Raw genomic sequence first — 26,213 nt, 5'->3', positions numbered from 1 at the left:
CGATCAGGAATTTCCTTCCCTGATGAATATCCAGTCCGTATCCGTCGAAAGATTTTTGTCGAAGCGATAGCCGTCGCGGTCGTAGGCTTTCAGGTCTTCGACCTTCTCCAACCGGTTCTCGATGGCGAAGCGGGCCATGCCGCCGCGGGCCTTCTTGGCGTAGAAGGAGATGATGCGGGCTTCGCCGTCCTTCTTCTCCTTGAAGTGGGGGGTCACGACCGGCAGCTTCAGCGCTCGCGCATCGACTGCGCCGAAATATTCGTGGCTGGCCAGGTTCACCAGCGTCTGTTCGGCCAGTTTTCCGGCGTCTTCGTTCAGACGCAGCGAAATCCGCTCGCCCCAGAAGTCATAAAGGGTGGCGCCGCGCTTGGTCTTCAGACGAATGCCCATCTCCAGCCGATAGGGCTGGATCGCATCCAGCGGCCGCAGCAGGCCGTAGAAACCCGACAGGATGCGCAGATGATCCTGCGCCCAGTTCAGGTCGTCGGTCGTCAGGGTGCGGGCTGACAATCCGTCATAGACATCGCCCGCGAAGGCGAAGACGGCCTGCAGCGCGCCTTCTGACGTGTCGTTGTCGAAGGCCTGAAAGCGCTGGTAGTTCAGCTCGGCCAGGGCGTCGGAAATGGACATCAGGCGGCGCAGGTCCGCGCGGCTGAGTTCGCGCGTCACCTTGGCCAGTTCGGCCGTCTCATCGGCGCATCGCCGTGGCGTCACGGGGGCGTCGATGGCGGGCGGTTTGAAGTCCAGCTTTTTGGCCGGGGACAGGACGATCAACAAGACGATCGACTCCGTATGCGTCTCAAGAGCGCGCCTCATAGGCCGCTTCCATGACGTTTTGAACCGCCTGAAACGTCACATATGTTCGCGAGTCTTTAGAAAAGGACCGCCGGATTCATGATCCTCAGCGGATCGATGGCCTGACGGATCGCCTGCATGGTCGCGATTTCCAGAGGCGTTTTATAGCGTCGCGCTTCGTCTGTTTTCAGCCGTCCCAGACCGTGTTCAGCTGAAATCGAGCCGTCATAACGGGCCACGACATCGTGGATGACCTCTGATCCCTCCATCCAGCGGGCGATGAAGGCGGCGACATCCTCGCCCACGCCAGGGATCACATCATAGTGAAGATTGCCGTCGCCCACGTGGCCGAAAACCGACACGCGGCAACCCGGATGGAATTTCTCGACCGCCGTCGTCGCCTCGTCGATGAAATCGGCGATTCGCGAGACGGGAACCGAAACGTCATGCTTCCAGCCGCCGCCTTCGGGCTTGAGGGCGGCGGAATGCTCTTCGCGCAGGCGCCAGAATTCAGCCTTCTGGGCGTCGTTCTGGGCGATGGCGGCGTCGACGATCAGGCCTTCCTCGAAGGCGGCGGTCAGCAGACGCTCCATCGCCGCCTCGGCGCCGTCCGGCTCGCCCGAGGTCAGTTCGATCAGCACAGACCAGGGCGGCGTCGATTCCAGCGGTTCGCGCGTGTCGGGGATGTTCTTCAGCACCAGGCTCATGCCCAGCCGCTTCATCAGCTCGAAGGCTTCCACCCCGCCGCCGGTCTCGGCCTTGGCGCGGGCCAGCAGCACGACCGCGTCGTGATGGCTCTCCAGTCCGACGATGGCCGTGGCGCGGCTGCGCATGATGGGGAACAGCTTCAGCGTCGCCGCCGTGACGACGCCCAAAGTGCCCTCGGCGCCGATGAACATCTGCTTCAGGTCATAGCCGGTGTTGTCCTTGCGCAGGCGCTTCAGGCCGTTGAACACCTGACCGTCCGGCATGACCGCCTCGATGCCCAGAACCAGATCGCGCATCATGCCGTAGCGCAGGACGGCCGTGCCGCCCGCGTTGGTCGAGATGACGCCGCCGATGGTGGCTGACCCTTCGGCCGCAAGGCTGAGGGGGAAGAAGCGGTCTTTTTCCTTGGCCAGTTCCTGCGCCTCCAGCAGGGTCACGCCCGCCTCGACCGTCATGGCGTCGTCCAGCGGCGTCACGTCGCGCACCGCCCGCAGCTTGCGCGTGGACAGCAGAACCTCGCCATAAGGAATCTGACCGCCGACCAGTCCGGTGCCGCCGCCCTGCGTCACCACGGCCACGCCGTGACGCGCGCAGATTTCGACGGCGCGGGCCACCTCTTTGGTCGTGCGCGGTTGCAGCAGCAGCGGCGTCTCGCCGGTCCAGCGGCCGCGCCATTCGGTCAGCCACGGCGCCATCTCGGCGGCGTCTTGCGTCCAGGCGCCGGGCAGGGCGGCTTTCAGTTCAGCGAGGGATTCTGGCGTCGGGAGGGTCATATCGGCCTTGTGGCAAAAGGCAGCCCGTGGTGGAAGCGCAAAACCATGCCTTCTGGCGGTCAATTTGGGGGCAAAACATGATTCCGACGCCGGCCGTGGGCGTGGTGTGCCTGAAAGGCGACGAAGTCCTGCTGATCCGTCGCGGAACGCCGCCGCGCACGGGCGAGTGGAGCCTGCCGGGCGGGCGTCTGGAACCGGGCGAGCGTCTGGCCGACGCCGCCCTGCGCGAACTGCGCGAAGAAACGGCGGTCGAGGCGGAACTGATCGGTCTGGTGGATGTGGTGGACGGCCTCTTTCCCGAGGCGGGGCGGCATTATGTCCTGATCGACTACGCCGCGCGGTGGGTGTCCGGCGAACCGGTCGCGGGCGACGATGCGGCGGAGGCGGGTTTCTTTCCGTTCGAGACAGCGCTGGCCATGGTCGACTGGGACGAGACGCGCCGGATCATCCGCACGGCGCGGCGGATGGCTGACGGTGATGTCATCCGGTCGGAACCGGATTCTGTAGCGCCGGACCCCTGCGGCGGTTAAGCTGCGGTAATGGACTGGAGAGCCCTATGAATTTTTCGCTGATGTTCTTTGTGGTGTTCGCGGCCTTCGCGCTCATCTTCCTGTTCAGCGTGATCAAGATCGTCCCGCAAGGCCGTGAATTCACGGTGGAACGGTTCGGCAAATACACCAAGATCCTGACGCCGGGCATCCATATCCTGACGCCGTTCGTCGAGCGCATCGGTCGCCGCATGAACATGATGGAGCAGGTTCTGGACGTCCCGACCCAGGAGGTCATCACCAAGGACAACGCCATGGTGAAGGTCGACGCCATCGTCTTTATCCAGGTGATGGACGCCTCAGCCGCCGCCTATCGCGTCGAGAACCTGCCTTACGCCATCACCCAGTTGTGCTCGACCAATCTGCGGACCGTGGTCGGCTCGATGGATCTGGATGAAGTCCTGTTCCAGCGCGACAACATCAACTCGCGCCTGCTGACGGTCATCGATGCGGCGACCGAACCGTGGGGCGTCAAGGTCAATCGGATCGAGATCAAGGATCTGACCCCGCCCGTCGACATCACCAACGCCATGGCCCGTCAAATGAAGGCGGAGCGCGAACGTCGCGCCATCATCACCGAGGCGGAAGGCGAGAAGCAGGCCGCCATCGCGCGCGCCGAGGGCGCCAAACAGTCCGCCATTCTGCAGTCCGAGGGGCGCAAGGAAGCGGCGTTCCGCGACGCTGAAGCCCGCGAACGTGAAGCCGAGGCCGAGGCCAAGGCGACGGCCATGGTGTCGGAAGCGATCGCGCGCGGCGACGTCAACGCCATCAACTATTTCGTGGCCCAGAAATATGTCGAGGCGTTCGGCGAACTGGCCCGCAATCCGACGGCCAAGACGGTCATCGTGCCCGCCGAAATGGGCGGCCTGGTCGGCACCATTGCGGGTCTGGGCGAACTGGTCGGCCTGGCCAAGGAACAACAGCAGAGCCGCTCGGACAGCCGTCGCGAACCGTCGCGGGGCGCAGCGTCCTATTCTGCCTCGACGCCGCCTGCGCGCACGGTTTCGCCGCGTCGATCCGGCGGCGCGGTGCCGACGACGGAGTAGGGCATGGACTGGCTCGTTTCACTTCATGCCGCGCAACCCTTCTGGTTGTGGCTGGCGGTCGGCGTCGCCCTGTTGGGGATAGAGGCCACAGCTTCAACCGAATGGCTGTTATGGCCAGCGGTGTCGGCGGGGCTGACGGCCCTGCTGACGGCGCTGACGCCGCGCATGGGCCTGCCGGTCGAACTGGGCGTCTTCGCCGCTTTGACGGTTGTCTCGACCCTGCTGTCGCGCCGCCTCGTCAAGCGGGTCAATCCGAAGGAACAGCCCGACATCAATGCCCGCGATTCGCGATTGATCGGCGCACAGGCGCGTGTGGTCGAGGCGTTTAACGGCGGTCGGGGCCGGGTTTTCGTGTCGGGGTCCGAGTGGGCCGCGGTCATCGACGGCGCCTCGCCCCTGGCGGGCGAGAGCGTGATCGTCGAATCGGTATCCGGTTCGCTGTTGAAGGTGCGGGCGGCCTGAAGCCATTCCTCTCGGACGGGGACGCAGGCGGGGTCAGCGGCCCCGCACCTCGTCCACGCCGCGATTGGCCAACTGGTCGGCGCGTTCGTTCAAGGCGTGCCCGGCGTGGCCCTTGACCCAGTGCCATTTGACGTCGTGGCGGCTGCGGGCGTCGTCCAGACGCCGCCACAGGTCTTCGTTCTTGACGGGCTTCTTGTCGGCGGTTTTCCAGCCGCGCGCCTTCCAGCCGCGAATCCATTCGGTCACGCCCTGCATGACGTATTTGCTGTCCGTGTGCAGGTCGACGCGGCAGGGACGCTTCAGCGCCTCCAGCGCCATGATGGCGCCCATCAACTCCATGCGGTTGTTGGTGGTCAGGGCCTCGCCGCCCCACAATTCCTTCTCATGGCCGCTGTGCGTCTGCAGGATGGCGCCCCAGCCGCCGGGGCCGGGGTTGCCCTTGCAGGCGCCGTCGGTGTGAATGATGACGTGATCGTTGGGATTCATAGTCGCGATGCCTACAGCCTCCCTTGGCGCATCGCCATCACTCAGCCTATATGACGCACAACAATCAGTCGGTGGGGCGCGTGTGGGCGCGGCCGCCCCCTTGAGGAGGTATCGCCATGGGCTCCATGAGCATCTGGCACTGGGCCATTGTCGTCGTTGTCGTGCTGGTCCTGTTCGGCGGTCGCGGAAAGCTGTCGGGCATCATGGGCGACGCGGCCAAGGGCATCCGCGCCTTCAAGGACGGCCTGAAGGACGACACCGACGCCAAGGGCAAGGACGCCCCGGGCGCCTTGCCGCGCACCGAGGCCGAAAAAGAAGAATTGAACCGCTGACTTTCGCCGGAAGACGCTGAACCATGGGTGGTCTTGGCCCCGGAATCGGCGGGTTCGAAATCCTTGTCATCGGTATTGTGGCCCTGCTGGTGGTGGGGCCCAAGGACCTGCCTGTGCTCATGCGCAAGGTCGGGCAATTCGTCGGCAAGGCGCGCGCCATGGCCAACGAATTCCGCGCCAGCTTTGACGAGATGGCCCGCCAGTCCGAACTGGATGAACTCCGCAAGGAGGTCGAGGCCCTGAGAACGGGGCAGGGCATGCACGCGCTCGGCGCCGATGCGGACGAAGCCTTCAAGGACATCCGCAAGGAGCTTGAGGCGCCGCTGGATGCGCCCGCCGCCGCGCCTGCGCCTCTGTCCGTGGCTGAGGATGTTTCGGCCGAGCCGCAGACTGTCGCAACAGGCGTCGATGAATGGCCGGATGAGGCGGTGGCCCAACCTGCGACTGAAAAGCCTGCACCTGTAAAACTGGCGCCGAAAAAGACTGCGGCCAAACCGCGTTCAAAGAAGCCCCCCGCCAAGGTTGAGAAGGCGCCCGCCTCGCCCAGGCCCAAATCAGCCAAGCCCGCTGCTTCTGGCGCCAAGGCGACGCCTCGTTCCAAGACGACGCGCACCAAGAAGGTCGATCTATGAGCCGCGACGACCGTGACGAAGCCGACATCGAGGCCTCGCGCGCGCCCCTGATGGATCACCTGATCGAGCTGCGTTCGCGGCTGATGATCTGCGTGGTCGCCTTCGTCATCGCCTTCATCGGCTGTTTCGCCTTTTCCGAGACGCTGTATCTGTTTCTTGTGAAGCCTTATGTCGTCTCGGCCGCCTTCCATCAGACGGTCGGCGCACACGGCCATGTGTCGCCGTTCAACCTGATCCTGGGCACGGCGGGCCTGATCCCGGTGCCGGAGGTCGATCAGCACAGCGTTCGCCTGATCTACACGGCGCCGCTGGAAATCCTGTTCACCAAGATGAAGCTGGCCGGGCTGGGCGCTGTCATCGTGGCCTTCCCGGTTCTGGCGTGGCAGCTGTACCGCTTTGTCGCGCCGGGCCTGTATCGCAATGAGAAGGGCGCCTTCCTGCCGTTCCTGATCGCGGCGCCGGTGCTGTTCCTGCTGGGGGCGGCGCTGGTCTATTATGTCATGCTGCCCTTCGTGATGTGGTTCTCGCTCAGCCAGCAGATCATCGGGGAGAATGTGGCCGCCGAGCTGCTGCCCAAGGTGTCGGATTACCTCAATCTGGTTACGGCGCTGATTCTGGCGTTCGGCCTGTGCTTCCAGTTGCCGGTCGTCATGACCCTGTTGGGGCTGGCCGGTCTGATCAATAGCGAACTGATGGCCAAGGGCCGCCGCTACGCCATTGTGGCCGTGGTCGTGGTCGCCGCCGTGGTGACGCCGCCCGATCCGATCAGCCAGTTGATGCTGGCCGTGCCGATGGTCCTGCTCTACGAGGTGTCCATCTGGTGCGTCCGCATCATCGAACTGCGTCGAAAGAAGGCCGATACGGCCGGAGAGCTGACGGTCTGATCCTGTAGGCGTGGTGAGACGATCCGGGCGCTGTTTCAGCATCTTGAGGATACTTCATGTCTCACCCCGCCCCGGACCGGCACTGGTCCAAGGTTGAACTGCTCCACGAGACGGTCGCCAACCCCAACATCCACATCAAGGGACAGCGCAGCTATTACAGCAACGCCTGGACCGGCTCGTTCGAGGACAGCGTCGTCCGCTATCTGTACGGCGATCCCTACAGTCTGAGCGCGTGGGAGCCGCAGTGGCCTATCGACCAGTTGCACATCGGCGACTGCGTCTGCATCGGCGCCGAGGCGGTGATCTTGCTGGGCGGCAACCACACGCACCGCACGGACTGGTTCAGCCTCTATCCGTTCGCTGAGGTCATTCTGGACGCCTATCAGGGCAAGGGCGACACCGTCATCAAGGACGGCGCCTGGATCGGGATGCGCGCCATGGTCATGCCGGGCGTCACGATCGGTGAAGGGGCAGTCGTCGCGTCCGGCGCCATCGTGACCAAGGATGTGGCGCCCTATGCCATCGTCGCGGGCAATCCGGCCGTGCCGATCCGCAAGCGCTTCCCGGACGCCGTGGTCGAGGCCCTGCTGGCGCTCGACGTCTATGGCTGGCCCGAAGAGAAGTTCGAGGCCCTGCGTCCCCTATTGTGCGCCAATGACATCGACGCGCTGGTCAAGGCGGTCGAGCGCTACGATCAGGGCTGAACGCTCAGGCGATCCTGATGAAAAAAAGGCCCCGGACGGCGAACCGTCCGGGGCTTTCTGTATCTGGCAGATCCGCAGATCAGCAGCTGTAATACATGTCGAACTCGACCGGGTGCGGGTGCAGTTGCAGCCGGGCGACTTCTTCCTGTTTCAGGGTGATGTAGGCGTCGATGAAGTCGTCATCCATGACGCCGCCCTTCTTGAGGAAGGCGCGATCGGCGTCGAGGGCGTCCAGCGCCTCCCTCAGCGAACCGGCGACTTCCGGGATCGAGTGACGCTCTTCCGGCGGCAGGTCGTACAGGTTCTTGTCTGCGGCGGCGCCCGGATCAATGCGGTTCTCGATCCCGTCCAGACCCGCCATCAGCAGGGCCACGAACGTCAGATAGGGGTTGCCCATCGGATCGGGGAAGCGGGCTTCCAGACGCTTTGCCTTGGGCGAGGTGACGTGCGGAATGCGGATCGAGGCCGAACGGTTGCTGGCCGAATAGGCCAGTTTCACCGGCGCCTCATAGCCCGGCACCAGACGCTTGTAGGAGTTGGTGGTCGAGTTGGCGAAGGCGTTGATGGCCTTGGCGTGCTTGATGACGCCGCCGATGTACCACAGGCATTCCTGCGACAGGCCGGCGTATTGGTCGCCGGCGAACCGGGGCTTGCCGTCTTTCCAGATCGACATGTGGACGTGCATGCCCGAGCCGTTGTCGCCGAACATCGGCTTGGCCATGAAGGTCGCCGACTTGCCATAGGCGTGGGCCACATTGTGGATCACGTACTTATACAGCTGCATCCGGTCGGCCATGGTCAGCAGGTCGCTGAACTTCAGGCCCAGTTCGTGCTGCGCCGGGGCGACTTCGTGGTGGTGCTTTTCAGGATCGAGGCCCAGATCCTTCATGACGGCCAGCATTTCGCCGCGCAGATCCTGGCCCGAGTCGACCGGGTTGACCGGGAAGTAGCCGCCCTTGGTCGCCGGACGGTGGCCCAGGTTGCCCTCGGCGTATTCGGCGCCGGTGTTGGCGGGCAGTTCGGTCGAGTCGAAGCTGTAGCGGGTGTCGTGCGGCGCCGTGTTCCAGCGCACGTCGTCAAAGACGAAGAACTCGGCTTCGGGGCCGAAGAAGACGGTGTCGCCCACGCCCGACGACTGGACATAGGCCAGCGCCTTCTTGGCCATGGAGCGGCTGTCGCGGTTATAGGGCTCGGCCGTGTCCGGGTTCAGAACGTCGCAGAACATGAACAGCGTCGTCTGCTGATAGAAGGGGTCGATGAAGGCGCTCGACAGGTCCGGCTTCAGCAGCATGTCGGACTCATTGATGGCCTTCCAGCCCGCGATCGACGAGCCGTCGAACATGGTGCCGTCTTCCAGGAACTCTTCATCGACCATGCCGATGTCGAAGGTCACATGGTGGACGCGGCCGCGCGTGTCGGTGAAGCGCAGGTCGACATACTGGACATCCTTGTCCTTGATCTCCTGCAGGATCTTTTGGGCGGCGCTCATTGGGGGAGGTCCTGTTTACTGGAAAAAAGAAATCGGCCGCCCTGTGAGGCGGCCGCTGGTCTAGATGGCTTGTGGGCCGGTTTCGCCCGTGCGGATGCGGATGACGTCTTCAAGGTTGGTGATGAAGATTTTGCCATCCCCGATCTTGCCGGTGCGGGCGGCGTTCTGGATCGTCTCGACCACAGCGGGGGCCAGATCATCCGCCACCACGACCTCGATCTTGATCTTGGGCAGGAAGTCGATGACGTACTCGGCGCCGCGATAGAGTTCCGAATGACCCTTCTGGCGGCCGTATCCCTTGGCCTCCAGCACGGTCATGCCCTGCACCCCGATGTCCTGGAGAGCGTCTTTAACTTCATCCAGCTTGAACGGCTTGATGACGGCTTCAATCTTCTTCATGGCGGGTCCCGAGCCGGCTCCTTGTTTGGTCCGACGCTCGGGCGCTAAAGGGACATTGCATCGCACAATTTGGCAAGCGATTTTCGCGCCCAGAGGCCATCCGTGAACGGAAATCCACATGAAGTTCGGTAACAGCCCTTCAGAGTGGCGTGATCTGCTGCCCCGACCGGGGGCTGACACCCATAAACATGTCCGTGGACGGCTGGGCGTCGTCTCGGGCGATATGCTGTCGACCGGCGCGGCCCGGTTGGCGGCGCGCGCGGGGCTGAGGATCGGCGCCGGTCTGGTCAAGGTCTTCTGCCCGCCGGATGCGGCGCCGGTTCTGGCGCCGACGCTGGAGGCGGTGATGCTGGCCGCGTTCGCCACGCCGGACCAGCTTCAGGCCCTGGCCGATCCCATGGACGCCGTGGTGATCGGCCCGGCCGCCGGACTGAACGACGGCACGGCGCTGAACCTGGCGGCTCTGGCGCGCACCGGGGCGGCTCTGGTGGTCGACGCCGACGCCCTGACCCTGTTCCGCGACCGACCTGAACAGCTGTTCGGCTGGCTGGACCGCGATGACGTCTTGACGCCGCATGAAGGCGAGTTCGAGCGGCTGTTTCCGGGCCTGCTGGCCGACATGGGGCGCGAGGACGCCGCGCAGGAGGCCGCCCGGCGTGCGGGCGCGGTCGTAGTGCTGAAGGGCGCGGCGACGGTCATCGCCGCCCCGGACGGCCGTCTGACGGTCAATGAAGAAGGCTCGCCCTGGCTGGCGACGGCGGGCAGCGGCGATGTTCTGTCCGGCATGATCGGCGGTCTGGTCGCCCAGCACATGGACAGCTTCGACGCCGCACGCGCGGCGGTGTGGATGCATTCGGAAGCGGCGCGACGGTTTGGAGCGGGTCTGATCGCCGAAGACCTGCCGCAGGGGATCCCGGCGGTGCTGGCGGCGCTTCATTCAGGCTGAAACCTGGTGCGGATGAGAGGACTCGAACCTCCACGCCTCGCGGCGCCAGAACCTAAATCTGGTGCGTCTACCAGTTCCGCCACATCCGCATAGGTCTGCCTCAGCCTGTAGGCGAGGGCGGCGGTTTCGGCAATCCCGCCCGGCCATGAAAAAAGGCCCCGGATCGCTCCGGGGCCTTTCTCCTTTTGGGCCTGCCGCGCTTCGCGCTGATTGAGGCCGTGAGGACTGATCGGGATCAGTCCTCCTTCTTGTTGTCCACGCCGTGACCCAGGGCTTCGGCCGCCGTTTCCAGCGTCGTGTCCTCGGTGATGTCGATGCCTCGGGCCAGCTTCGAGTGAGCGAAGCCGTACAGGCCGTAGATCAGCGCGCCGACCACGGCGTAGACGCCCAGGATGGTCAGCGGCAGCGGGTTGTCGTTCAGCGCGTGCTGGACCATCGGCACGAAGTTGAACGAGGCCAGCGTCAGACAGGCCAGGATGCCCAGCACGGCCGTGACCATGCCGCCCGGCACGCGGAACGGGCGCTCCATCTCCGGGTGTTTGATGCGCAGGACGATGACCGACAGGCAGACGATGGCGAAGGCCGTCGCCGTGCCCAGCGACACCAGATCGCCCAGGATCGAGATAGGCAGGAAGGACGCCGCGATGGCGATGACGATGCCCAGCAGGATGGTGCCGATCCACGGGGTGCGGAACTTCGGGTGCACCACGGCGAATGCTTTCGGCAGCAGGCCGTCGCGGGCCATGGTGTAGAAGATGCGCGTCTGGCCGTAGCACAGCACCAGCATGACCGAGGACAGGCCGGTGATGGCGCCGATCTTGATCAGGAAGGCGATCAGGTTCAGCTGTCCGCTCGGCGCGCCGGCCAGCGGCACATTGGCCCATTCCAGACCCATGCGGTCGATGGCGACGGCGATCGGGGCGGGCGAGGCCAGCTCCAGGTAGGGTACGACGCCGGTCATGACGGCCGCCACGACCATGTAGATCAGGGTGCAGACGAACAGGGCGCCCAGAATGCCGATCGGCACGTCCTTGGACGGGTTCTTGGCCTCGGCGGCGGCGGTCGAAACCGCTTCAAAACCGACATAGGCGAAGAAGATGATCGAGGCGCCGCGGAAGATGCCGCCCACGCCGAACTGGTCCCAGGTGTCGCCCTGCGGCGGGATCAGCGGATCCCAGTTGGCCGGGTTGATGTACTGCAGACCCACGGCGATGAAGGTCAGCAGGACGATGATCTTGATGACGACGATGGCGTTGTTGATGTTCGCCGATTCCGACACGCCCAGCACCAGCAGGCCGCACACGGCGGCGATGCCGACAGCCGCGACCAGGTTGAAGGTGCCCGTCAGCGGGAAGCCCGCATCCGCGCCCGAGGCGACATACTGGATCAGCGGGGTGGCCCACTGAGGCCCTTCGCCGCCGGGATAGGTTATTGTCGGGAACAGACTGGCGCTTAACCCGAAATCATTCAGGATCGACACCACATAGCCGGACCAGCCGACCGCCACGGTCGAGGCCGCAACGCCGTATTCCAGCACCAGCAGCCAGCCCATGATCCAGGCGAAGATCTCGCCCAGGGTGCCATAGGCATAGGTGTAGGCCGAACCCGACACCGGCATGGTCGAGGCCAGTTCCGCATAGCAGAGCCCCGCCAGACCGCAGGCGATGCCGGCGATGACGAAGGAGAACATGATGGCCGGACCGGCATGGGCCGAGGCCACCTGACCGGTCAGAACGAAGATGCCCGCGCCGATGATGGCGCCGATGCCCAGGCTCATCAGATTCATCGGACCGAGGGTCCGTTTCAGCTCGCTCTTGGCGGCTTCTTTCTGAATCTGGCCGATGGATTTTTTAAGAAATAGCCGGTTTCCGGCTGGCTTTACGCCATCTGCAGACATGCAGGTGCGCCCCCAAACTTATGCGACGACCCCTCCCGGGTCACCTTCTTGGGCGTGGACGCTAGCCATCTGAGGCCGTCCGCGCAACGCGGTTTACGACGGATGACGCGCCGACGACGCTTTCGTGACCCGGGCCGAAGGCGCTACAGCCCCTTCATGTTGCCGATTCACGCCGTTCTGGAGCCGCTGAAGGCCGCCCTGGCCCAGACCCCTGCGGTCGTTCTGGCCGCGCCGCCGGGCGCGGGCAAGACCACGGTCGTGCCTCTGGCCCTGCTGGACCAGCCGTGGCTGGGCGAGGGCAAGGTGCTGGTTCTGGAGCCGCGACGACTGGCCGCGCGCGCCGCCGCTGACCGTATGGCTGCCTCTCTGGGTCAAAAGGCGGGCGGAACCGTCGGATATCGCACCCGATTACAGAGCCGGATCGGCCCGGACACCCGAATCGAAGTCGTCACCGAAGGCGTCTTCACCCGCATGATTCTGGACGATCCGGGGCTGGAAGGTGTCGGCGCCGTCCTGTTCGACGAATTCCACGAACGCAGCCTCGACGCCGATCTGGGTCTCGCTCTTGCCCGCGAGAGCCAGTCGGTGCTGCGCGACGACCTGCGCCTGCTGGTCATGTCTGCGACGCTGGATATCGCCGGGGTGTCGAGGCTGCTGGACGGCGCCCCCGTCATCGAGGCCGAGGGCCGGATGTTCCCGGTCGAGACGCGCTATCTGGGCCGCAACCCGGTCGAGCGGTTCGAGGACGCCGTGGCCAGGGCTGTCATGCAGGCCCTGCATGACGAGAGCGGCTCCATCCTCGTCTTCCTGCCGGGGCAGGGCGAGATCCATCGCACCGTCCAGCGTCTGAACGAGCGGCTGCGTGATCCGTCGGTCGATGTCGTCGCTCTGTATGGCGCGCTGGACAAGGGCGAGCAGGACCGCGCCATCGAGCCTGCTGCGCCCGGCCGCCGCAAGGTCGTGCTGGCGACCTCTGTGGCAGAGACCAGTCTGACGATCGAAGGGGTGCGCGTGGTCATCGACGGCGGCCTGTCGCGCGTGCCGCGTTTCGAGCCGTCCAGCGGCCTGACCCGGCTGGCCACGGTCAAGGTCAGCCGCTCCTCGGCCGAGCAGCGGCGCGGCCGGGCGGGCCGGGTCGAACCTGGCGTCTGCTATCGCCTGTGGGACGAGGAACAGACACGCGGTCTGGTCGCCCACCAAAGGCCCGAGATTCAGGAGGCGGACCTGACCGCCTTCGCCCTTGATCTGGCGCGATGGGGCGCGAAGTCGGTCGATGGGCTGGCCCTGCTGGACCCGCCGCCCGCCGGAGCGATGTCCGAGGCGCGCAGGGCGCTGACCCGGCTGGGCGCGCTGGACGACAAGGGCGATCTGACGCCGCACGGACGGCGTCTGACCCGCATCCCGCTGGCGCCGCGATTGGCGCATATGGTCGCCGTCGCCTCGGATCAGGGCGACGCTCTCGGCGGGGCCAGGATCGCCGCCGTGCTGAGCGAACCGGGGCTGGGCGGCAACGGCGTCGATCTGCATGACCGGTTGAAGGGGCTGGAGCGGGATCGTTCACCCCGCGCCCGCGACGCGATGAAACTGGCCGAGCGCTGGGCGCGGGCCGCAGGCGGCGGGCGGGACGCAGAGGTCGACGCCGGGCTGTTGCTGGCCGAAGCCTTCCCTGAACGCATCGCACGCACCAGGGGCAAGCCGGGCGAGGTGCTGCTCGCCTCGGGACGCGGCGCCTTCATCGAGCCGACGGATCATCTGGCGCGCGCGCCCTGGCTGGCCGTGGCGGAATTGGGCGGCGGCGATGCCCGCGACCGCATCCGTCTGGCGGCAGGGCTGGATTCGACGACACTGGAAAACGATCTGGCCCATCTCATCGAGGTCGAAGATCGGCTGACGCGCGAACCATCAGGCAAGCCTGTGATCCGCCGCATCCGACGCATCGGCGCCCTTGTGCTGGATGAAAAGGTCGTCGGCGCCCCTGATCGCGCGACCATGACGGCGGCCCTGAAATCAGAGATCGAAGCAGGCGGGCTCGGCGCGCTGAACTGGGGCGAGCAGGCCGGGGTGCTGCGGGCGCGGTTGACCTTCCTGCGCGGGCTGGATGCGACATGGCCCGATGTTTCGGACGAGGGCCTGCTGGCGGCGCGCGAGGACTGGCTGTGGCCTCTGTTGGACGGGGCGCGGTCGCTGGCCGACATCGGCGACGGCAAACTGGCCGAGGCTCTGCGCGGCCTGATCCCTTGGGATATGCAGCGCAGGCTGGATGATCTTGCGCCGACGCGATTGACCACGCCGCTGGGCAGCGCAGGTATCGACTACGGCGCCGAGGGCGGGCCGCGCGTCGAAATCCGGGTGCAGGAACTGTTCGGCGTGAAGTCTCATCCGATGGTCGGCGGCGGACGAACGCCCCTGACGCTCAGCCTGTTGTCGCCTGCGCGACGGCCGGTGCAGGTGACGAAGGATCTGCCGGGCTTCTGGGCCGGATCATGGGCGGCGGTCCGCAGCGAGATGCGCGGTCGTTATCCGCGCCATTCATGGCCGGAAGACCCGGCTAATGCGGCGCCGACCAGCCGGGCCAAGCCGCGCGGAACCTGATGCCTGCCGCTTGACGCCTCGCGTCGGCGCGCCGCAAAGATCGTGCGTCAACCGTAAGGATACAGCGTGACCGACGCCGCCGTTTCACCGCCATCCGCCTCCAAGCGGCGCGTTCTGTTCGCCAGCCTGATCGGCACGACGATCGAGTTCTACGACTTCTACATCTACGCCACAGCGGCGGTGCTGGTTTTTCCAGACCTGTTCTTCCCCGGGGGCGACCGGATGACGGCCATGCTGGCTTCTTTCGCCACCTTCTCCATCGCCTTCTTCGCACGACCGATCGGCGCGGTCGTCTTCGGCCATTTCGGCGACCGGGTGGGGCGTAAGGCGACGCTGGTGGCGGCCCTGATGACCATGGGCCTGTCGACCATCGCCATCGGCCTGTTGCCGACCTGGCATTCGGTCGGCGTGATCGCGCCCCTGCTGCTGGCCCTGTGCCGGTTCGGTCAGGGGCTGGGCCTTGGCGGCGAGTGGGGCGGGGCGGTCCTGCTGGCGACCGAGAATGCGCCGCCGGGCAGGAAGGCCTGGTTCGGCATGTTCCCTCAGTTGGGCGCGCCGATCGGATTCATTCTGTCGACGCTGAGCTTCATCCTGCTGGGGCAGGTGATGAGCGAGGCTCAGTTCATGGCCTGGGGCTGGCGCATCCCCTTCATCGCCAGTTCGTTGCTGGTCATCGTCGGCCTGTGGATGCGATTGAAGATCACCGAGACGCCCGAGTTCAAACGCGCCATCGACCGCGCTGAACGCGTTCAGGCGCCCGCCCTGACGCTTGTGGCGCATCACAAGTTCGCCCTGCTGACAGGGACGCTGGCCGGGCTGGCGACCTTTGTCCTCTTCTATCTGATGACCGTTTTCGCCCTGGGCTGGGGCACGACGAGCATGGGCTATACGCGCGAGCAGTTTCTGCCGATCCAGTTGCTGGGCGTCTGCTTCTTCGGCCTGTTTATCCCGCTGGCGGCTCTGGCGGCGGATCGTTGGGGGCAGGGAAGGACTCTGCTGGTCACATCCATCGCCATCGCCCTGTTCGGTCTGGTGCTGGCGCCCCTGTTCGGCAGCGGCGGGATGGCGGGCGTCGTCGCCTTCTTCGTCATCGGCTTCAGCCTGATGGGCTGCACCTATGGCCCGCTGGGCGCGGCATTGGCGCGGCCGTTCCCGACGACGGTGCGCTATACGGGCGCGTCCATGACTTTCAATCTGGCGGGCATCCTCGGCGCCTCGCTGGCGCCCTACGCTGCGACCTGGCTGGCGGGCCATTACGGGCTTCAGGCGGTCGGCGTCTATTTGACGGTCGCAGCCCTTCTGACGGTTCTCGCTCTGATCGGCATGGGTCGCATTCGGACCGAGGGCGAAGTCTGATCGTTCAGCAAAGACCTGAAAGATAAAACTGAAGCCATATTCATAAAACTGGCGCTTAACGGTGAAGCAGGTGTCGCCTGATGGGGGCATGGCGAGGATACGGGGACGTATTCTGGCAAGGCGATGTCGAAAAGAGGCCAGGCGGACGGGCGACGCGACAGCCGTTCGCTGAACTATCTGCTGGCGCGTTATGGCGTGGAAATCCGTACGGCGCTGGTCCGTCGTTATGGCGCGCAGCAGGATGGGGTGGATGACGCCCTGCAGCAGGCCTTTCTGCGCTTCAGCACGCTGGAGAACCGGGATCGGGTCGCCGATCCACGCGCCTTTCTGTTCGTCATGGCGCGCAACGCCCTGAAGGACTCCATCCGTCGTGCAGACAGCCAGAAACGTCGCTGGAAGGCGCTGGCCGACACCACGCCGCCGCAACATGAAATCAGTCCCGAGGAGGCCCTGTTGATGCGTGAAGAACAGGAGGCGCTGGATCGCGGCATTCAGGCGCTGGATCCTGAGGCGCGCGGCCTTTTGCGGATGAGCCGGATCGAGGGGCTGACCTATGCAGAGATCTCGCGCTTGACGGGGCGCTCTGCGGCGGACATCAGCCGCACGATCGCGCGGACGCTGATCGAATTGCGCCGCGCCGTTCAGATGCGCGGGACGGAGGCGGCATGACGGCGCGGAGTGATGCGCCGCCCATCGAACAGGCGTTGGAATGGCTGGCTCTGCGATGCGGCGGGCCGGTCACCGCGGCGGATCGCCGGGCGTTCGAGGCGTGGCGGGCCGCGTCGCCGGATCATGCGGCGGCCTATGCCGAGGCCGAGGCTCTGTGGGCGCGGCTGGACTGGTCCGAGGCGCTGAACCAGCAGAGTTTGAGTGAAGCGCAGGCTGTTCCGGCTGTTTCGCCACACGCTGGGCCGCGCCTCTGGGCCGCGCCGTCGCGTCGAGGGCTGATGGCGATAGCGGCGGGGATCGGAGCCTTGGCGGTGACGCCTCTGGCGCTGCAACTGGCCAGCGGTGAGCGGCGTCGGTTTGCGACCGAGGTGGGTGAGATCCGTCATCTGTCGCTGGAGGACGGCTCGCGCGTGTCTCTGGGCGGGCGCTCGGTTCTGGCGACCCGCGTGGGCGAGCGGATGCGTCATATGCGGCTGGATGCGGGCGAGGCCTTCTTTGATGTGGCGCGGGATGAGACGCGGGTGTTCACCGTGGTCGGCGCAGGGCTGAAGGCCGAGGCGCTGGGCACGGCGTTCGAGGTGCGTCTGGGCGAACAGGGGCCGGAAGTCTTTGTTGAAGAGGGGCGGGTGCGGGTGACGGCGACCGCCACGGGCGAACAGGTCGTGATCGGCGCAGGCGAGCGCGCAGCCCTGCGCGAGGGCGTGCTGAAACAGGCGGCCATCAATCCGGCGGGCGTCGCCCCGTGGCGGCGTCAGCGCTTCAGCTTCATCGACCAGCCGCTGTCGGAGGTGGTGGCCGAGGTGAACCGCTATTACCGGCCCGGTGTGACGATCGCCTCGCCGCAGCTGGGCGCACACAAGGTGACGGCGGCCTTCACCATCGAGCAGATCCCGCAGGCGCTGGAGAGTCTGGCGCAGGAGCTGAACGGCCATCTGACGCGCCGCAGGAACGCCGAGGGCGAAATCCAAATGATGCTGAAAAGCTGAGTTATCTTGAAGCTTTAATGAAATCGACCGGCGAGCTGGAAGGAAGGGCGTCGGCCTGCGTCTGGGGGATGTCGAAGCTGTTGGGGGCCGTGTCGGCTGCAGGCTTCGCGCATTGCTCAGGGGATAGAGTTGATCATTCGTCGTTCCACGCTGAAGGCCGTCGCCACGTCTTCCGCCGCCGTTTTTGTGCTGGCTGCCGCTGCCATGCCCGCAGTGGCGCAGACCCAGTCCGCTCCGGCCGCCGCACAGGTTCACGCCATCCGCATCGAGGCCCAGTCGCTGGACCGGGCGGTGGTGGCGCTGGCTGAACAGACGGGCACGGTGATCGTCGCCGCGGGCGTGACGCTGGACAACCGTCGTTCAAGCGTGCTGACAGGCTCGATGACGGCGTCGGAGGCGCTGGCGCGTCTGCTGGAAGGCGCCAATCTGACGTTCCGGCGCGACCCGAACGGCGCCTTCGTCATCGTTTCGGCCGCCGAGGCGCGGGCTGAGACGACCCAGATCGGCGACGTGGTCGTCACCGCCCGTTTCGATCCGCTGAGCCGCCTTCAGAAGGGCGCGACCGACAGCTTCACCGGGCTGGACCGTTCGCTGCTGGAGACGCCGCGTTCGGCCTCGCGCGTCAGCTCGGACACCATCGCCCGCTATGGGATGGAGAACGTCGACGATCTGGTGGCCGCCGTGCCCGGCGCCTATACGGCCAGCTTTTTCGGCGTGCCGGGCAATCTGAACGTGCGCGGCACCCTGGCCGACACCTATTTTCAGGGCTTCAAGCGGATCGAGAACCGGGGCAGCTTTTCGTCCAATCTGGGCGCCGCCGCCTATGTCGAGGTGCTGCGCGGGCCGTCATCGCCCATCTATGGCCCCGGCAAGGTCGGCGGCCTGCTGAACTTCGTGCCCAAGTCGGCGCGCGGCGTCGATGCGCGCTATGCCGATGAAATGAGCGGCGGCGTCAACGTCACCGTCGGCTCTTACGGACGGCGCAATGCGGCGGCGGACATCGTCGTGCCGGTGGGCGAGGGCGGTTTCGCCTTCTATGTCGAGCGCGAGGACTCGGACTCCTACTACCGCAACGTCCACCCTGAGCACCTGAACCTTCAGGCCACCTATGTCGGCGACTTCGGCGACGGCTGGTCGGGCGAAGTCAATCTGATGCACTTCAAGGAGTCGGGCCGCATCCAGTCGCCGGGCTGGAACCGGGTGACGCAGAACCTGATCGATAACGGCGTCTACATCACCGGGCGTGACACCGATCTGGTCGATCTGGATGGCTCGGGTATGATCGAATACGGCGAGATCGACGCCGCCTTCGGCGCCTGGGGCGGCACGTCCAACATCCGCCAGATCCTGGAATACGGCGGCAAGAACAATCCGAAATTCGCCCTTGATGAAGGCGTCGGCACGACCAAGTTGAGCCGCCGTAACGTCATGGCCGACAACGCCGACTATAACGACAGCCGCACCTTCACCGCCTATGCGGGCCTGCAGAAGCAGATGGCGAACGGGTCGGTGCTGGCCTTCAAGGCCTTCATGGACGACATCGAGAACCAGCGTTTCAACAGCTTTGGTTTCGCCGCCGACTATGACGCCCGCGCCCTCGAAGGCCGCGTGACCTACAGCTTCCCCTCGCGCTTCGGCCAGCACGTCAGCGCCGACACCGTCGTCGGCGCCGGTTATCGCGACCATACGGCCAAACAGTATGAAAGCTTCCTGTCCGGCTATATCGCCCTGAACCGTCGCGACCTGTCGCACGGCTCGACGGCGGGCGATCGCATCGCTGCGCCCCTGATGAAGGACGGGGTTCAGATGTGGGACTCGCGGCACGAGATGGAGTGGAACAGCCGCTCGGTCTTCGCCATGAGCGACATCACCATCTTCGACCGTTTCAGCATCCTGGCCGGGCTGCGCTGGGACGATTACGACGTGAAGGCGATCAACAAGGGCGAGACGGTCTTCGGCCTGAAGGACACCTGGGTCGAGAACAGCAAGGACGCCGTCACCTGGTCACTGTCGGCCCGCTATGAGACGCCGTGGGGCCTGACGCCCTATGTCACCTTCGCTGAGCCTCGCTCGCTGGAATCGACCCAGACCGGCGGCGTGTCGGTCGGCACGGTGACCAGCAATCTGTTCATCTCGCCGTCGGAGTTGAAGGAAGTCGGGGTCAAGTTCTCGCTGTTCGACGGCGCCCTGTTTGGCGGCGCGGCCTATTATGAGCAGTTCCGCCGCCAGACGGACATCATGGGCAATGTCAGCGGCACCACCTCGGACGGTTTTGAGCTGGAGGCCCACTGGCTGGCCACTGACAAGCTCAGCTTCACCACGGCGCTGACGCTGCAGGAAACGCGCGTGGATGCGCCGGGCAAGGGCAAGGGCGAGTATCTGGAGCTGCGGCCCGAGCAGTTGGGCTTTGATCCGGTCCTGTCCTACGGCGGCACCTTTGCGGTGAACAATGCGGGCAGCTTCCCGGAACTGGCCGACGGCTATGTCGTGCGCACCATGCCCGACACGGTGTTCAGCCTGTTCGGCGCCTATACGACCGATCCCTTCACCCTGATGGGCGCCGAGGCCAGCGCGGGCTTCACCGCCGGGGCCACCTATGTCTCGGAAACGGGAGGCATTCTGGAAAGCAGCCTGCGTCTGCCCGGCTATACGCTGGCCAAGGCGGCGGCCTATGTGAAGGTGCGCAACGTCACCGTCTCGGCCAACATCGATAACCTGTTCGACGAGGAATATTTCACCCCCTCGGCCGAGGTCTACAAGGAAGTCGCCGTCATGCCGGGCCTGCCGCGCATGTTCCGGGTGAACCTGGCCTATCGCTTCTAAGGCCTGAGACTCTCCATCCGGCGGCCGGGACGACTGGCCGCCGGAATGCTTTATTCCGCGCCGTCTGCACGGCGCATCTCGAACGAAAAGAGTATGTTCGATGACGCAGAACCTTCGTCTGTCGCGCCGCGGCGCTCTGGCCCTGATGAGCGGCGGCGCGGCGCTGACCGGTCCCGCCGCCGCGCGCGCCTCGGTCGATCCGGCCGTCTTCACCCACGGCATTGCAGCGGGCGATCCGACGCGGACGGGGTTTGTGATCTGGACCCGCGCGACAGGCGCGGGCGGCGTGGTCACCCTGCGCTGGGAGGCGGCCGAGGACGCCGGGTTCAACCGCATCGTCCAGTCCGGCACGGTCCAGGCCACGGCCGCGCGCGACCACACGGCCAAGGTCGATGTGACGGGCCTGCGCGCCGGGCGTGAATACTTCTACCGCTTCCACAGCGCTGACGCCGTCTCGCCGGTCGGGCGGGCGCGCACCCTGCCGGGCGGAGATGTCGAGCAGGCGCGGCTGGCGGTGGTGTCCTGCTCCCACTACGGCTTCGGCTATTTCAACGCCTATCGCGCCATCGCTGATCTGGAACAGCCGGTGGACGCCGTCGTCCACCTGGGCGACTACATCTATGAATACGGCGTCGACGGCTATGGCGGCGACGAAAGCCGCGCCCTGGGCCGTGAGCATGATCCCGCACATGAGATCGTCACCCTGGACGACTACCGCCGCCGCTTCGCCCAGTATCGCACCGACCCTGACCTTCAGGCCGCCCACGCCCGCGCCGCCTTCATCACCGTCTGGGACGACCATGAGACGGCGAACAACAGCTGGATGGGCGGCGCGCCCGACCATGACGAGGATACCGAAGGCCCTTGGGATCGCCGTCGCGATGCGGCGATTCAGGCCTATTTCGAATGGCTGCCGATGCGCGACCCGCCGCCGGGCCGCCCGGCGCATGTGCTGAACCGCGTCTATGACTTCGGCGACCTGCTGTCGCTGATCGCGGTCGAGACGCGTCTGACCGGCCGCACCAAGGCGCCCAGCGCCTCACGCGAGATGATCTTCGACGCCGAGGGCCGTCCAGACGCCGCCCGTTTCGAGGCCGAGGTGTTGAACCGCCCCGAACGCTCCATGATGGGCGCGGCGCAGGAGCTATGGCTGGAAGACGCCCTGACCGCCTCGGTCCAACGCGGAACGACGTGGCAGATGCTGGCCAATCAGGTTGTCGTGGCCCGGATGCGGGCGCCGGACTTCATCTCCGTCATGCCTGAAGACCTGCTGGAAGAGGCGATGTCGCGACCCGGCTCGCGCCGCTGGCTGGAAAGCACGCGCCTGGGCCTGCCGATCAATCTGGACGCGTGGGACGGCTATCCGGCGGCGCGCCTGCGCCTGTATGACGCCGCCCGCCGCAGCCGGGCCAATCTGGCCATCCTCAGCGGCGACACGCACATGTTCTGGGGCAACCGCCTGCACGACCCGCGCGACGAAAGCTTCGTCGGCGTCGAGTTCGGAACCGGCAGCGTCACCTCGCCCGGCGGCTATGAGACCATCAGCCCCGACCCCCGCATCTATGAGGTCGCCGAAAAGGCGCTGGTCGCCAAGAACCCCGACGTCCGCTTCGCCCACGTCCGCGACCACGGCTTCCTGATCGTCAGCATCACGCCGGACGCCCTGACGTGCGACTATCATCAGGTGGCGGATATCGAGACGCGCGACGGCCGCGCCTGGCGCTTCGCCCGCATCACCGCTGATGGCGAAGGAAGCTTTCAGGTGCAGGAGGGGTAAGAGGGCCCGCGGTTTTTTCTTTCTGTAAGCGTGCGATGCTCATACTGAGGTCGAAGCGTGGCGAAGATCGCGCAGTGAGGAAATCCGCGAGCCCGCTGCTCGCTATCAGGAGCGACCTTCTTGTTCCCCATCGCGTCCAACACGACGGTTGTCGTGCGCCGCCCCTTCTATCGGCATCTCTATTTTCAGGTGCTGGCGGCCATTGTAGCGGGGGGCGCCATCGGCCACTTTTGGCCCGAGTTCGGCGAGAGCCTGAAGCCGCTCGGAGACGCTTTCATCAAGCTGGTGAAGATGGTCATCGCACCGGTGATCTTCCTCACCATCGTTACCGGCATCGCCGGAATGCGGGATATCGGCCGGGTAGGGCGGGTGGCCGCCAAGGCCTTCGGCTACTTTCTGGTCTTTTCAACGCTGGCGCTGATCGTCGGCCTGATCATCGCCAATGTTGTACGCCCGGGTCATGGGCTGAACATCGACCCGGGGTCGTTGGATCAGGGCGCTGTCGCCCAGTACGCCCAAGCGGCGCATGAGAGCACCATTGTCGGCTTCCTGACGGGCATCATCCCCGACACGGTCGTCAGTGCTTTTGCGACGGGTAATATCCTTCAGGTGTTGTTCGTCTCGATTCTGTTCGGCGTCGCCCTGGCCATGGTCGGCGATCTGGGCAATCCGCTGATGAAGGTGCTGGAGTCTGTCAGTGCGGCCTTCTTCAAGTTGGTGGCCATCCTGATGAAGGCCGCGCCGATCGGCGCCTTCGGGGCCTTCGCCTTCACTATCGGCGCCTATGGCATTTCGTCTGTCGCCAATCTGTTCGCCCTGATCGTCACCTTTTATCTGACGTCCGCCATCTTTGTGGTGGGAGTTCTGGGGCTGGTGGGAATCGCGAACGGCTTCAATATCCTGAAGTTGATCCGCTATTTGAAAGAAGAACTGCTGTTGGTGCTGGGCACCTCCAGTTCGGAGGCGGCTCTGCCCAGTCTGATCTCCAAGATGGAGCACGCCGGGGCGTCCAAATCCGTTGTCGGCCTGGTCGTGCCGACCGGCTATTCCTTCAATCTGGACGGCACCAACATCTATATGACGATGGCGGCGCTGTTCATCGCTCAGGCGCTGAACATCGACCTGAGTCTGCAGGATCAGATCCTGCTGCTGCTGGTGGCCATGCTGTCCTCCAAGGGGGCGGCAGGCATCACAGGGGCGGGCTTCATCACCCTGGCGGCCACCCTGTCGGTCGTGCCCAGCGTGCCGGTGGCGGGCATGGCGCTGATTCTGGGTATCGACCGTTTCATGAGCGAATGCCGGGCGTTGACCAACTTTATCGGTAACGCCGTGGCCACCATCGTCGTCGCGCGATGGGAAGGCGAACTGGACCGCAATGCGCTGAAGGCGGCGCTGGATGGCGGGCCTCAGCCGCTTGCCGCTGCGCCTGATCCTGCCGCCGGTCCGGGAGATGATCAGGTTCTGGCGGGCGACTGATTTCGAAACTGCAGTTGTGGCATGAATTGACATGCCAGAGCGCTGTGCCGTTCACGGTTGATGGCTGCGGATTCACGCCATGCTGTTTCGGTCGCGTGGGGCGTTAAACGTCGACAAGTGTAATCAGAGTGGGGAGTAAGACATGACACATGAATCGATGAAGGCGGGGCATGCAGAGGTAGGCCGCAAAGGTATCGGTCGGCGCCAAATTCTGCTCGGCGGTATGGGCGGCGCGGCGCTGGCCGTGGCCCAGGGTCAGGACGCGGTCGCCCGCACCGCCTTCCAGACCGGCGTAGGCCGTCAGGCGCCGGACGCCCCAGCCAGCGGCGCGGCCTCGGTTTCCTCGCACCGGGTCGAAGTTCCCTTCCCGCACGGCGGCGTCGCGGCGGGGCATCCGCTGGCCTCGATGGCCGGGGTGCGGATGCTGATGCAGGGCGGCTCGGCCGCCGACGCCGCCGTCGCCGCCATGGCCGTGCTGAACGTGGTCGAGCCCTGGGCCTCCGGCGCAGCGGGCAACGGTTTCGCCACCTGTCTGGACAAGAAGTCGGGCGAAGTCCTGTCGCTCGCCTTCACCGGCGCCGCGCCGGGCCTGCTGGACAATCAGATCGACCCGTCGGAACTGAACGCCGGGCACAAGGCCGTGGTCACGCCCGGCGCCTTCGGCGGCTGGATCGAGTTGGCCCGACGCTTCGGCCGCCTGCCTTTGTCGGTGCTGCTGGAGCCCGCCATCGGCTATGCCCGCGACGGCCATCCTATGGATGTCTCCATCTCGGCCACCATCCGCCGACAGCAGGCGGCGCTGGCCCGTTATCCCACGACAGCGGCCATCTATCTGCCCGGCGGGCAGCCGCCTGCGCCGCGTTCGCTGTTCCGCAACCTGCCGCTGGCCCGCACCTTCCAATCTCTCGCGGATGCTGAAAGCGCCGCACTGAAGGCAGGCGGCGACCGCAACGCCGGGCTTCAGGCAGCCTATGACTATTTCTACACCGGCCCCATCGCGCAGGAGATGACCCGCTTTTCACAGGCGGGCGGCGGCTGGCTGCGTATGAAGGACATGCAGGACTATCGGCCCAAATGGCAGGCGCCGGTCAGCACCAGCTATCGCGGCATCGACGTCTATTGCAGCCCCGTCACCTCGCGCACCGGGCTGGAGATGTGCGAGCAGTTGAACCTGCTGGAGGGCTTCGACTTCGGCGCCCTTCCGGCCGACGGCGCTCAGGCGGTCCACCTGCTGGCCGAGACGATCAAGGTCGCCAAGTCCGACGTCTATCGCTACGCCGCCGATCCTGCATCCGCCCCCACGCCGACCGAGACGCTGATTTCCAAGGCCTTCGCCGATCAGCGTCGTCGCCTGATCAATCCGCAGGCCGCCATCGCCTATCCGACCGGCGCCGACCTGATGAACCGCTCGGCGGGCCTGCGCCGCCGCCTGCGAGCCGCCAGCGTGCCGGGCGACACCACCAGCCTGTCTGTGATCGACAGCGACGGCAACGCCATCGCCTGCACAACCACCCTGGGCGGCGGCTTCGGCACCCTGCTGGTGATGGGGGAGACGGGTCTGATCTGCAACAACGGCCTGCGCGTCGGCTCGACCGCCCCCTATCGCGACCATCCGAACTTCGTCTCGCCGGGGCGTATTCCGCTGCTGGGCAACTGTCCTGTCATCGTCAAGGACAACGGCAAGCTCAGGATGATCTTCGGGACGCCGGGCGGCGAGACGATCGGCCAGACCCAGTTCCAGACGCTGGTCAACGTCATCGACCGCGGCCAGTCGATCCAGGAAGCCATCGAGGCGCCGCGCATCGCCATTGACGCCGATCCGGGCTTCTACACGCCCGGCGCCGCGATCCGCCTGCAAATGGAGGCGCGCTTCCCCGTCGAGACGATGGCCCAGTTGAAGGCGATGGGCCACACCGTCGAGCCTGTTGGCCCCTACGCCATCGGCAGTATTCAGGGCATCCTCGTCTCTGCGGACGGCCAGCCGATGGCGGGCGGCGATCCCCGACGCATGGGATACGCAGTCGGCTACTGAAAACCAGATCGCCCGCCTTGCATCCGCTCGGTGGGCGATCTGCTTATGGAGTGGCGAGGAAGCTGTTCTGAACGCAGAGATGCGGACGCACGTCTATGCGTATCGTTTCAGGAGATGAATTTTCCAGATTCGCAGGGGGCGTTCTTTCAAGGTTTGAAGAACGCCCCCGAGTGGCTCCGCTTCGCGGAAGCCTTTCGAACTATCTGCTTCCTGCCAAATCGAGAAGTAGGAGCTTTGTTTGAGATGGTGCGATTCTTCTATGACGAACGACGGGAGGCTCCTGATCTCTCACCAACTTGAATCGTGTGCCTCTTCATGCGGGACCGTGTTGACGCTCAACGCGCGCGCAGCGGCGATCTCAGAATAGCTCATTGCGCTTTTCGGTGCCGTGGCGGTTCTCG

22 protein-coding genes and 1 tRNA gene are annotated in these 26,213 nt (G+C 65.5%); 16 read left to right on the top strand and 7 right to left on the bottom strand.

Annotated features, from left to right (window positions below; all coding sequences use genetic code 11):
• Nucleotides 1–3: 3 nt before the first annotated feature.
• Together yaaA and ABE454_RS05535 are read right to left on the bottom strand one after the other, a co-directional pair.
• Nucleotides 4–777 carry a peroxide stress protein YaaA gene (gene yaaA, locus ABE454_RS05540; protein WP_346530133.1) on the bottom strand — a complete coding sequence of 258 codons (774 nt, stop codon included), beginning with the start codon at nt 775–777 and terminating at the stop codon, nt 4–6.
• Nucleotides 778–872: 95 nt separating this feature from the next.
• On the bottom strand, nt 873–2,276 hold the full coding sequence (locus ABE454_RS05535) for an FAD-binding oxidoreductase (RefSeq protein ID WP_346529828.1): 1,404 nt from the start codon (nt 2,274–2,276) through the stop codon (nt 873–875).
• A gap of 77 nt (nt 2,277–2,353) precedes the next feature.
• On the opposite strand from ABE454_RS05535, the gene ABE454_RS05530 reads away from it, so the two are divergent.
• The 3 genes from ABE454_RS05530 to ABE454_RS05520 are packed head-to-tail and all read left to right on the top strand — an operon-like array spanning nt 2,354 to nt 4,332.
• Complete coding sequence (locus ABE454_RS05530) at nt 2,354–2,806, top strand: NUDIX hydrolase (RefSeq protein ID WP_346529826.1); 453 nt, start codon at nt 2,354–2,356, stop codon at nt 2,804–2,806.
• 41 nt (nt 2,807–2,847) lie between these two features.
• Complete coding sequence (locus ABE454_RS05525) at nt 2,848–3,870, top strand: SPFH domain-containing protein (protein WP_346530131.1); 1,023 nt, start codon at nt 2,848–2,850, stop codon at nt 3,868–3,870.
• Between the two features lie 3 nt (nt 3,871–3,873).
• Complete coding sequence (locus ABE454_RS05520; RefSeq protein WP_346529824.1) at nt 3,874–4,332, top strand: NfeD family protein; 459 nt, start codon at nt 3,874–3,876, stop codon at nt 4,330–4,332.
• A 33-nt stretch (nt 4,333–4,365) separates the two neighbouring features.
• Here ABE454_RS05520 and rnhA read toward each other — a convergent pair whose 3' ends face one another.
• On the bottom strand, nt 4,366–4,818 hold the full coding sequence (gene rnhA, locus ABE454_RS05515; protein ID WP_346529822.1) for a ribonuclease HI: 453 nt from the start codon (nt 4,816–4,818) through the stop codon (nt 4,366–4,368).
• A gap of 116 nt (nt 4,819–4,934) precedes the next feature.
• Here rnhA and ABE454_RS05510 point away from each other — a divergent pair, with 116 nt between their 5' ends.
• Genes ABE454_RS05510 through ABE454_RS05495 form a run of 4 tightly spaced genes read left to right on the top strand, consistent with a single transcriptional unit; the run spans nt 4,935 to nt 7,370 of the window.
• Nucleotides 4,935–5,150: a twin-arginine translocase TatA/TatE family subunit gene (locus ABE454_RS05510; RefSeq protein ID WP_024352693.1), complete on the top strand. Its 216-nt coding sequence runs from the start codon at nt 4,935–4,937 to the stop codon at nt 5,148–5,150.
• A 23-nt stretch (nt 5,151–5,173) separates the two neighbouring features.
• Nucleotides 5,174–5,782: a Sec-independent protein translocase protein TatB gene (gene tatB / locus ABE454_RS05505; RefSeq protein ID WP_346529820.1), complete on the top strand. Its 609-nt coding sequence runs from the start codon at nt 5,174–5,176 to the stop codon at nt 5,780–5,782.
• Entirely contained in the window at nt 5,779–6,666 is an 888-nt protein-coding gene (gene tatC / locus ABE454_RS05500; protein ID WP_346529819.1) for a twin-arginine translocase subunit TatC, read from the top strand. Before tatB ends, tatC begins: the two co-directional genes overlap by 4 nt.
• Before the next feature lie 56 nt (nt 6,667–6,722).
• Nucleotides 6,723–7,370: a CatB-related O-acetyltransferase gene (locus ABE454_RS05495; protein WP_346529818.1), complete on the top strand. Its 648-nt coding sequence runs from the start codon at nt 6,723–6,725 to the stop codon at nt 7,368–7,370.
• Between the two features lie 79 nt (nt 7,371–7,449).
• Here the strand turns inward: ABE454_RS05495 and glnA are convergent, their stop codons facing one another.
• Nucleotides 7,450–8,859: a type I glutamate--ammonia ligase gene (gene glnA, locus ABE454_RS05490; RefSeq protein ID WP_346529816.1), complete on the bottom strand. Its 1,410-nt coding sequence runs from the start codon at nt 8,857–8,859 to the stop codon at nt 7,450–7,452.
• A gap of 60 nt (nt 8,860–8,919) precedes the next feature.
• Nucleotides 8,920–9,258, bottom strand: a complete 339-nt coding sequence (locus ABE454_RS05485; RefSeq protein ID WP_346529815.1) for a P-II family nitrogen regulator — start codon at nt 9,256–9,258, stop codon at nt 8,920–8,922.
• 118 nt (nt 9,259–9,376) lie between these two features.
• Between ABE454_RS05485 and ABE454_RS05480 the strand changes: the two genes are divergently transcribed.
• Nucleotides 9,377–10,204, top strand: a complete 828-nt coding sequence (locus ABE454_RS05480) for an NAD(P)H-hydrate dehydratase (RefSeq protein WP_346529814.1) — start codon at nt 9,377–9,379, stop codon at nt 10,202–10,204.
• A 4-nt stretch (nt 10,205–10,208) separates the two neighbouring features.
• Here ABE454_RS05480 and ABE454_RS05475 read toward each other — a convergent pair.
• Both ABE454_RS05475 and ABE454_RS05470 read right to left on the bottom strand, forming a co-directional pair.
• A tRNA-Leu gene (locus ABE454_RS05475) sits at nt 10,209–10,293 on the bottom strand.
• Nucleotides 10,294–10,439: 146 nt separating this feature from the next.
• Nucleotides 10,440–12,101, bottom strand: coding sequence for an amino acid permease (locus ABE454_RS05470; protein WP_346529812.1), 1,662 nt, complete (start codon nt 12,099–12,101; stop codon nt 10,440–10,442).
• 156 nt (nt 12,102–12,257) lie between these two features.
• Between ABE454_RS05470 and hrpB the strand changes: the two genes are divergently transcribed.
• The 8 genes from hrpB (at nt 12,258) to ABE454_RS05430 (ending at nt 25,812) form a co-directional block, all read left to right on the top strand.
• Nucleotides 12,258–14,693, top strand: coding sequence for an ATP-dependent helicase HrpB (gene hrpB / locus ABE454_RS05465; protein WP_346529810.1), 2,436 nt, complete (start codon nt 12,258–12,260; stop codon nt 14,691–14,693).
• Between the two features lie 66 nt (nt 14,694–14,759).
• Nucleotides 14,760–16,049, top strand: a complete 1,290-nt coding sequence (locus ABE454_RS05460) for an MFS transporter (RefSeq protein ID WP_346529809.1) — start codon at nt 14,760–14,762, stop codon at nt 16,047–16,049.
• A gap of 123 nt (nt 16,050–16,172) precedes the next feature.
• A complete protein-coding gene (locus tag ABE454_RS05455; RefSeq protein WP_346529808.1) occupies nt 16,173–16,718 on the top strand; it encodes an RNA polymerase sigma factor in 546 nt (181 codons plus the stop codon).
• The gene (locus ABE454_RS05450) at nt 16,715–17,704 is read left to right on the top strand and encodes a FecR family protein (protein ID WP_346529806.1); all 990 of its coding nucleotides are present in this window, start codon (nt 16,715–16,717) and stop codon (nt 17,702–17,704) included. Before ABE454_RS05455 ends, ABE454_RS05450 begins: the two co-directional genes overlap by 4 nt.
• A 129-nt stretch (nt 17,705–17,833) precedes the next feature.
• Complete coding sequence (locus ABE454_RS05445) at nt 17,834–20,527, top strand: TonB-dependent siderophore receptor (RefSeq protein WP_346529804.1); 2,694 nt, start codon at nt 17,834–17,836, stop codon at nt 20,525–20,527.
• A 100-nt stretch (nt 20,528–20,627) separates the two neighbouring features.
• Complete coding sequence (locus ABE454_RS05440; RefSeq protein ID WP_346529802.1) at nt 20,628–22,304, top strand: alkaline phosphatase D family protein; 1,677 nt, start codon at nt 20,628–20,630, stop codon at nt 22,302–22,304.
• Between the two features lie 120 nt (nt 22,305–22,424).
• Nucleotides 22,425–23,780 (top strand): dicarboxylate/amino acid:cation symporter, encoded by a 1,356-nt coding sequence (locus ABE454_RS05435; RefSeq protein WP_346529800.1) that lies wholly within the window; start codon nt 22,425–22,427, stop codon nt 23,778–23,780.
• Nucleotides 23,781–23,922: 142 nt separating this feature from the next.
• Nucleotides 23,923–25,812, top strand: a complete 1,890-nt coding sequence (locus tag ABE454_RS05430) for a gamma-glutamyltransferase family protein (RefSeq protein WP_346529798.1) — start codon at nt 23,923–23,925, stop codon at nt 25,810–25,812.
• Nucleotides 25,813–26,213 lie beyond the last annotated feature (401 nt).

This window comes from Brevundimonas diminuta (genome assembly GCF_039673845.1).
Classification (GTDB): domain Bacteria; phylum Pseudomonadota; class Alphaproteobacteria; order Caulobacterales; family Caulobacteraceae; genus Brevundimonas; species Brevundimonas diminuta_E.
This window is presented reverse-complemented; position numbering and strand designations above follow the sequence as displayed.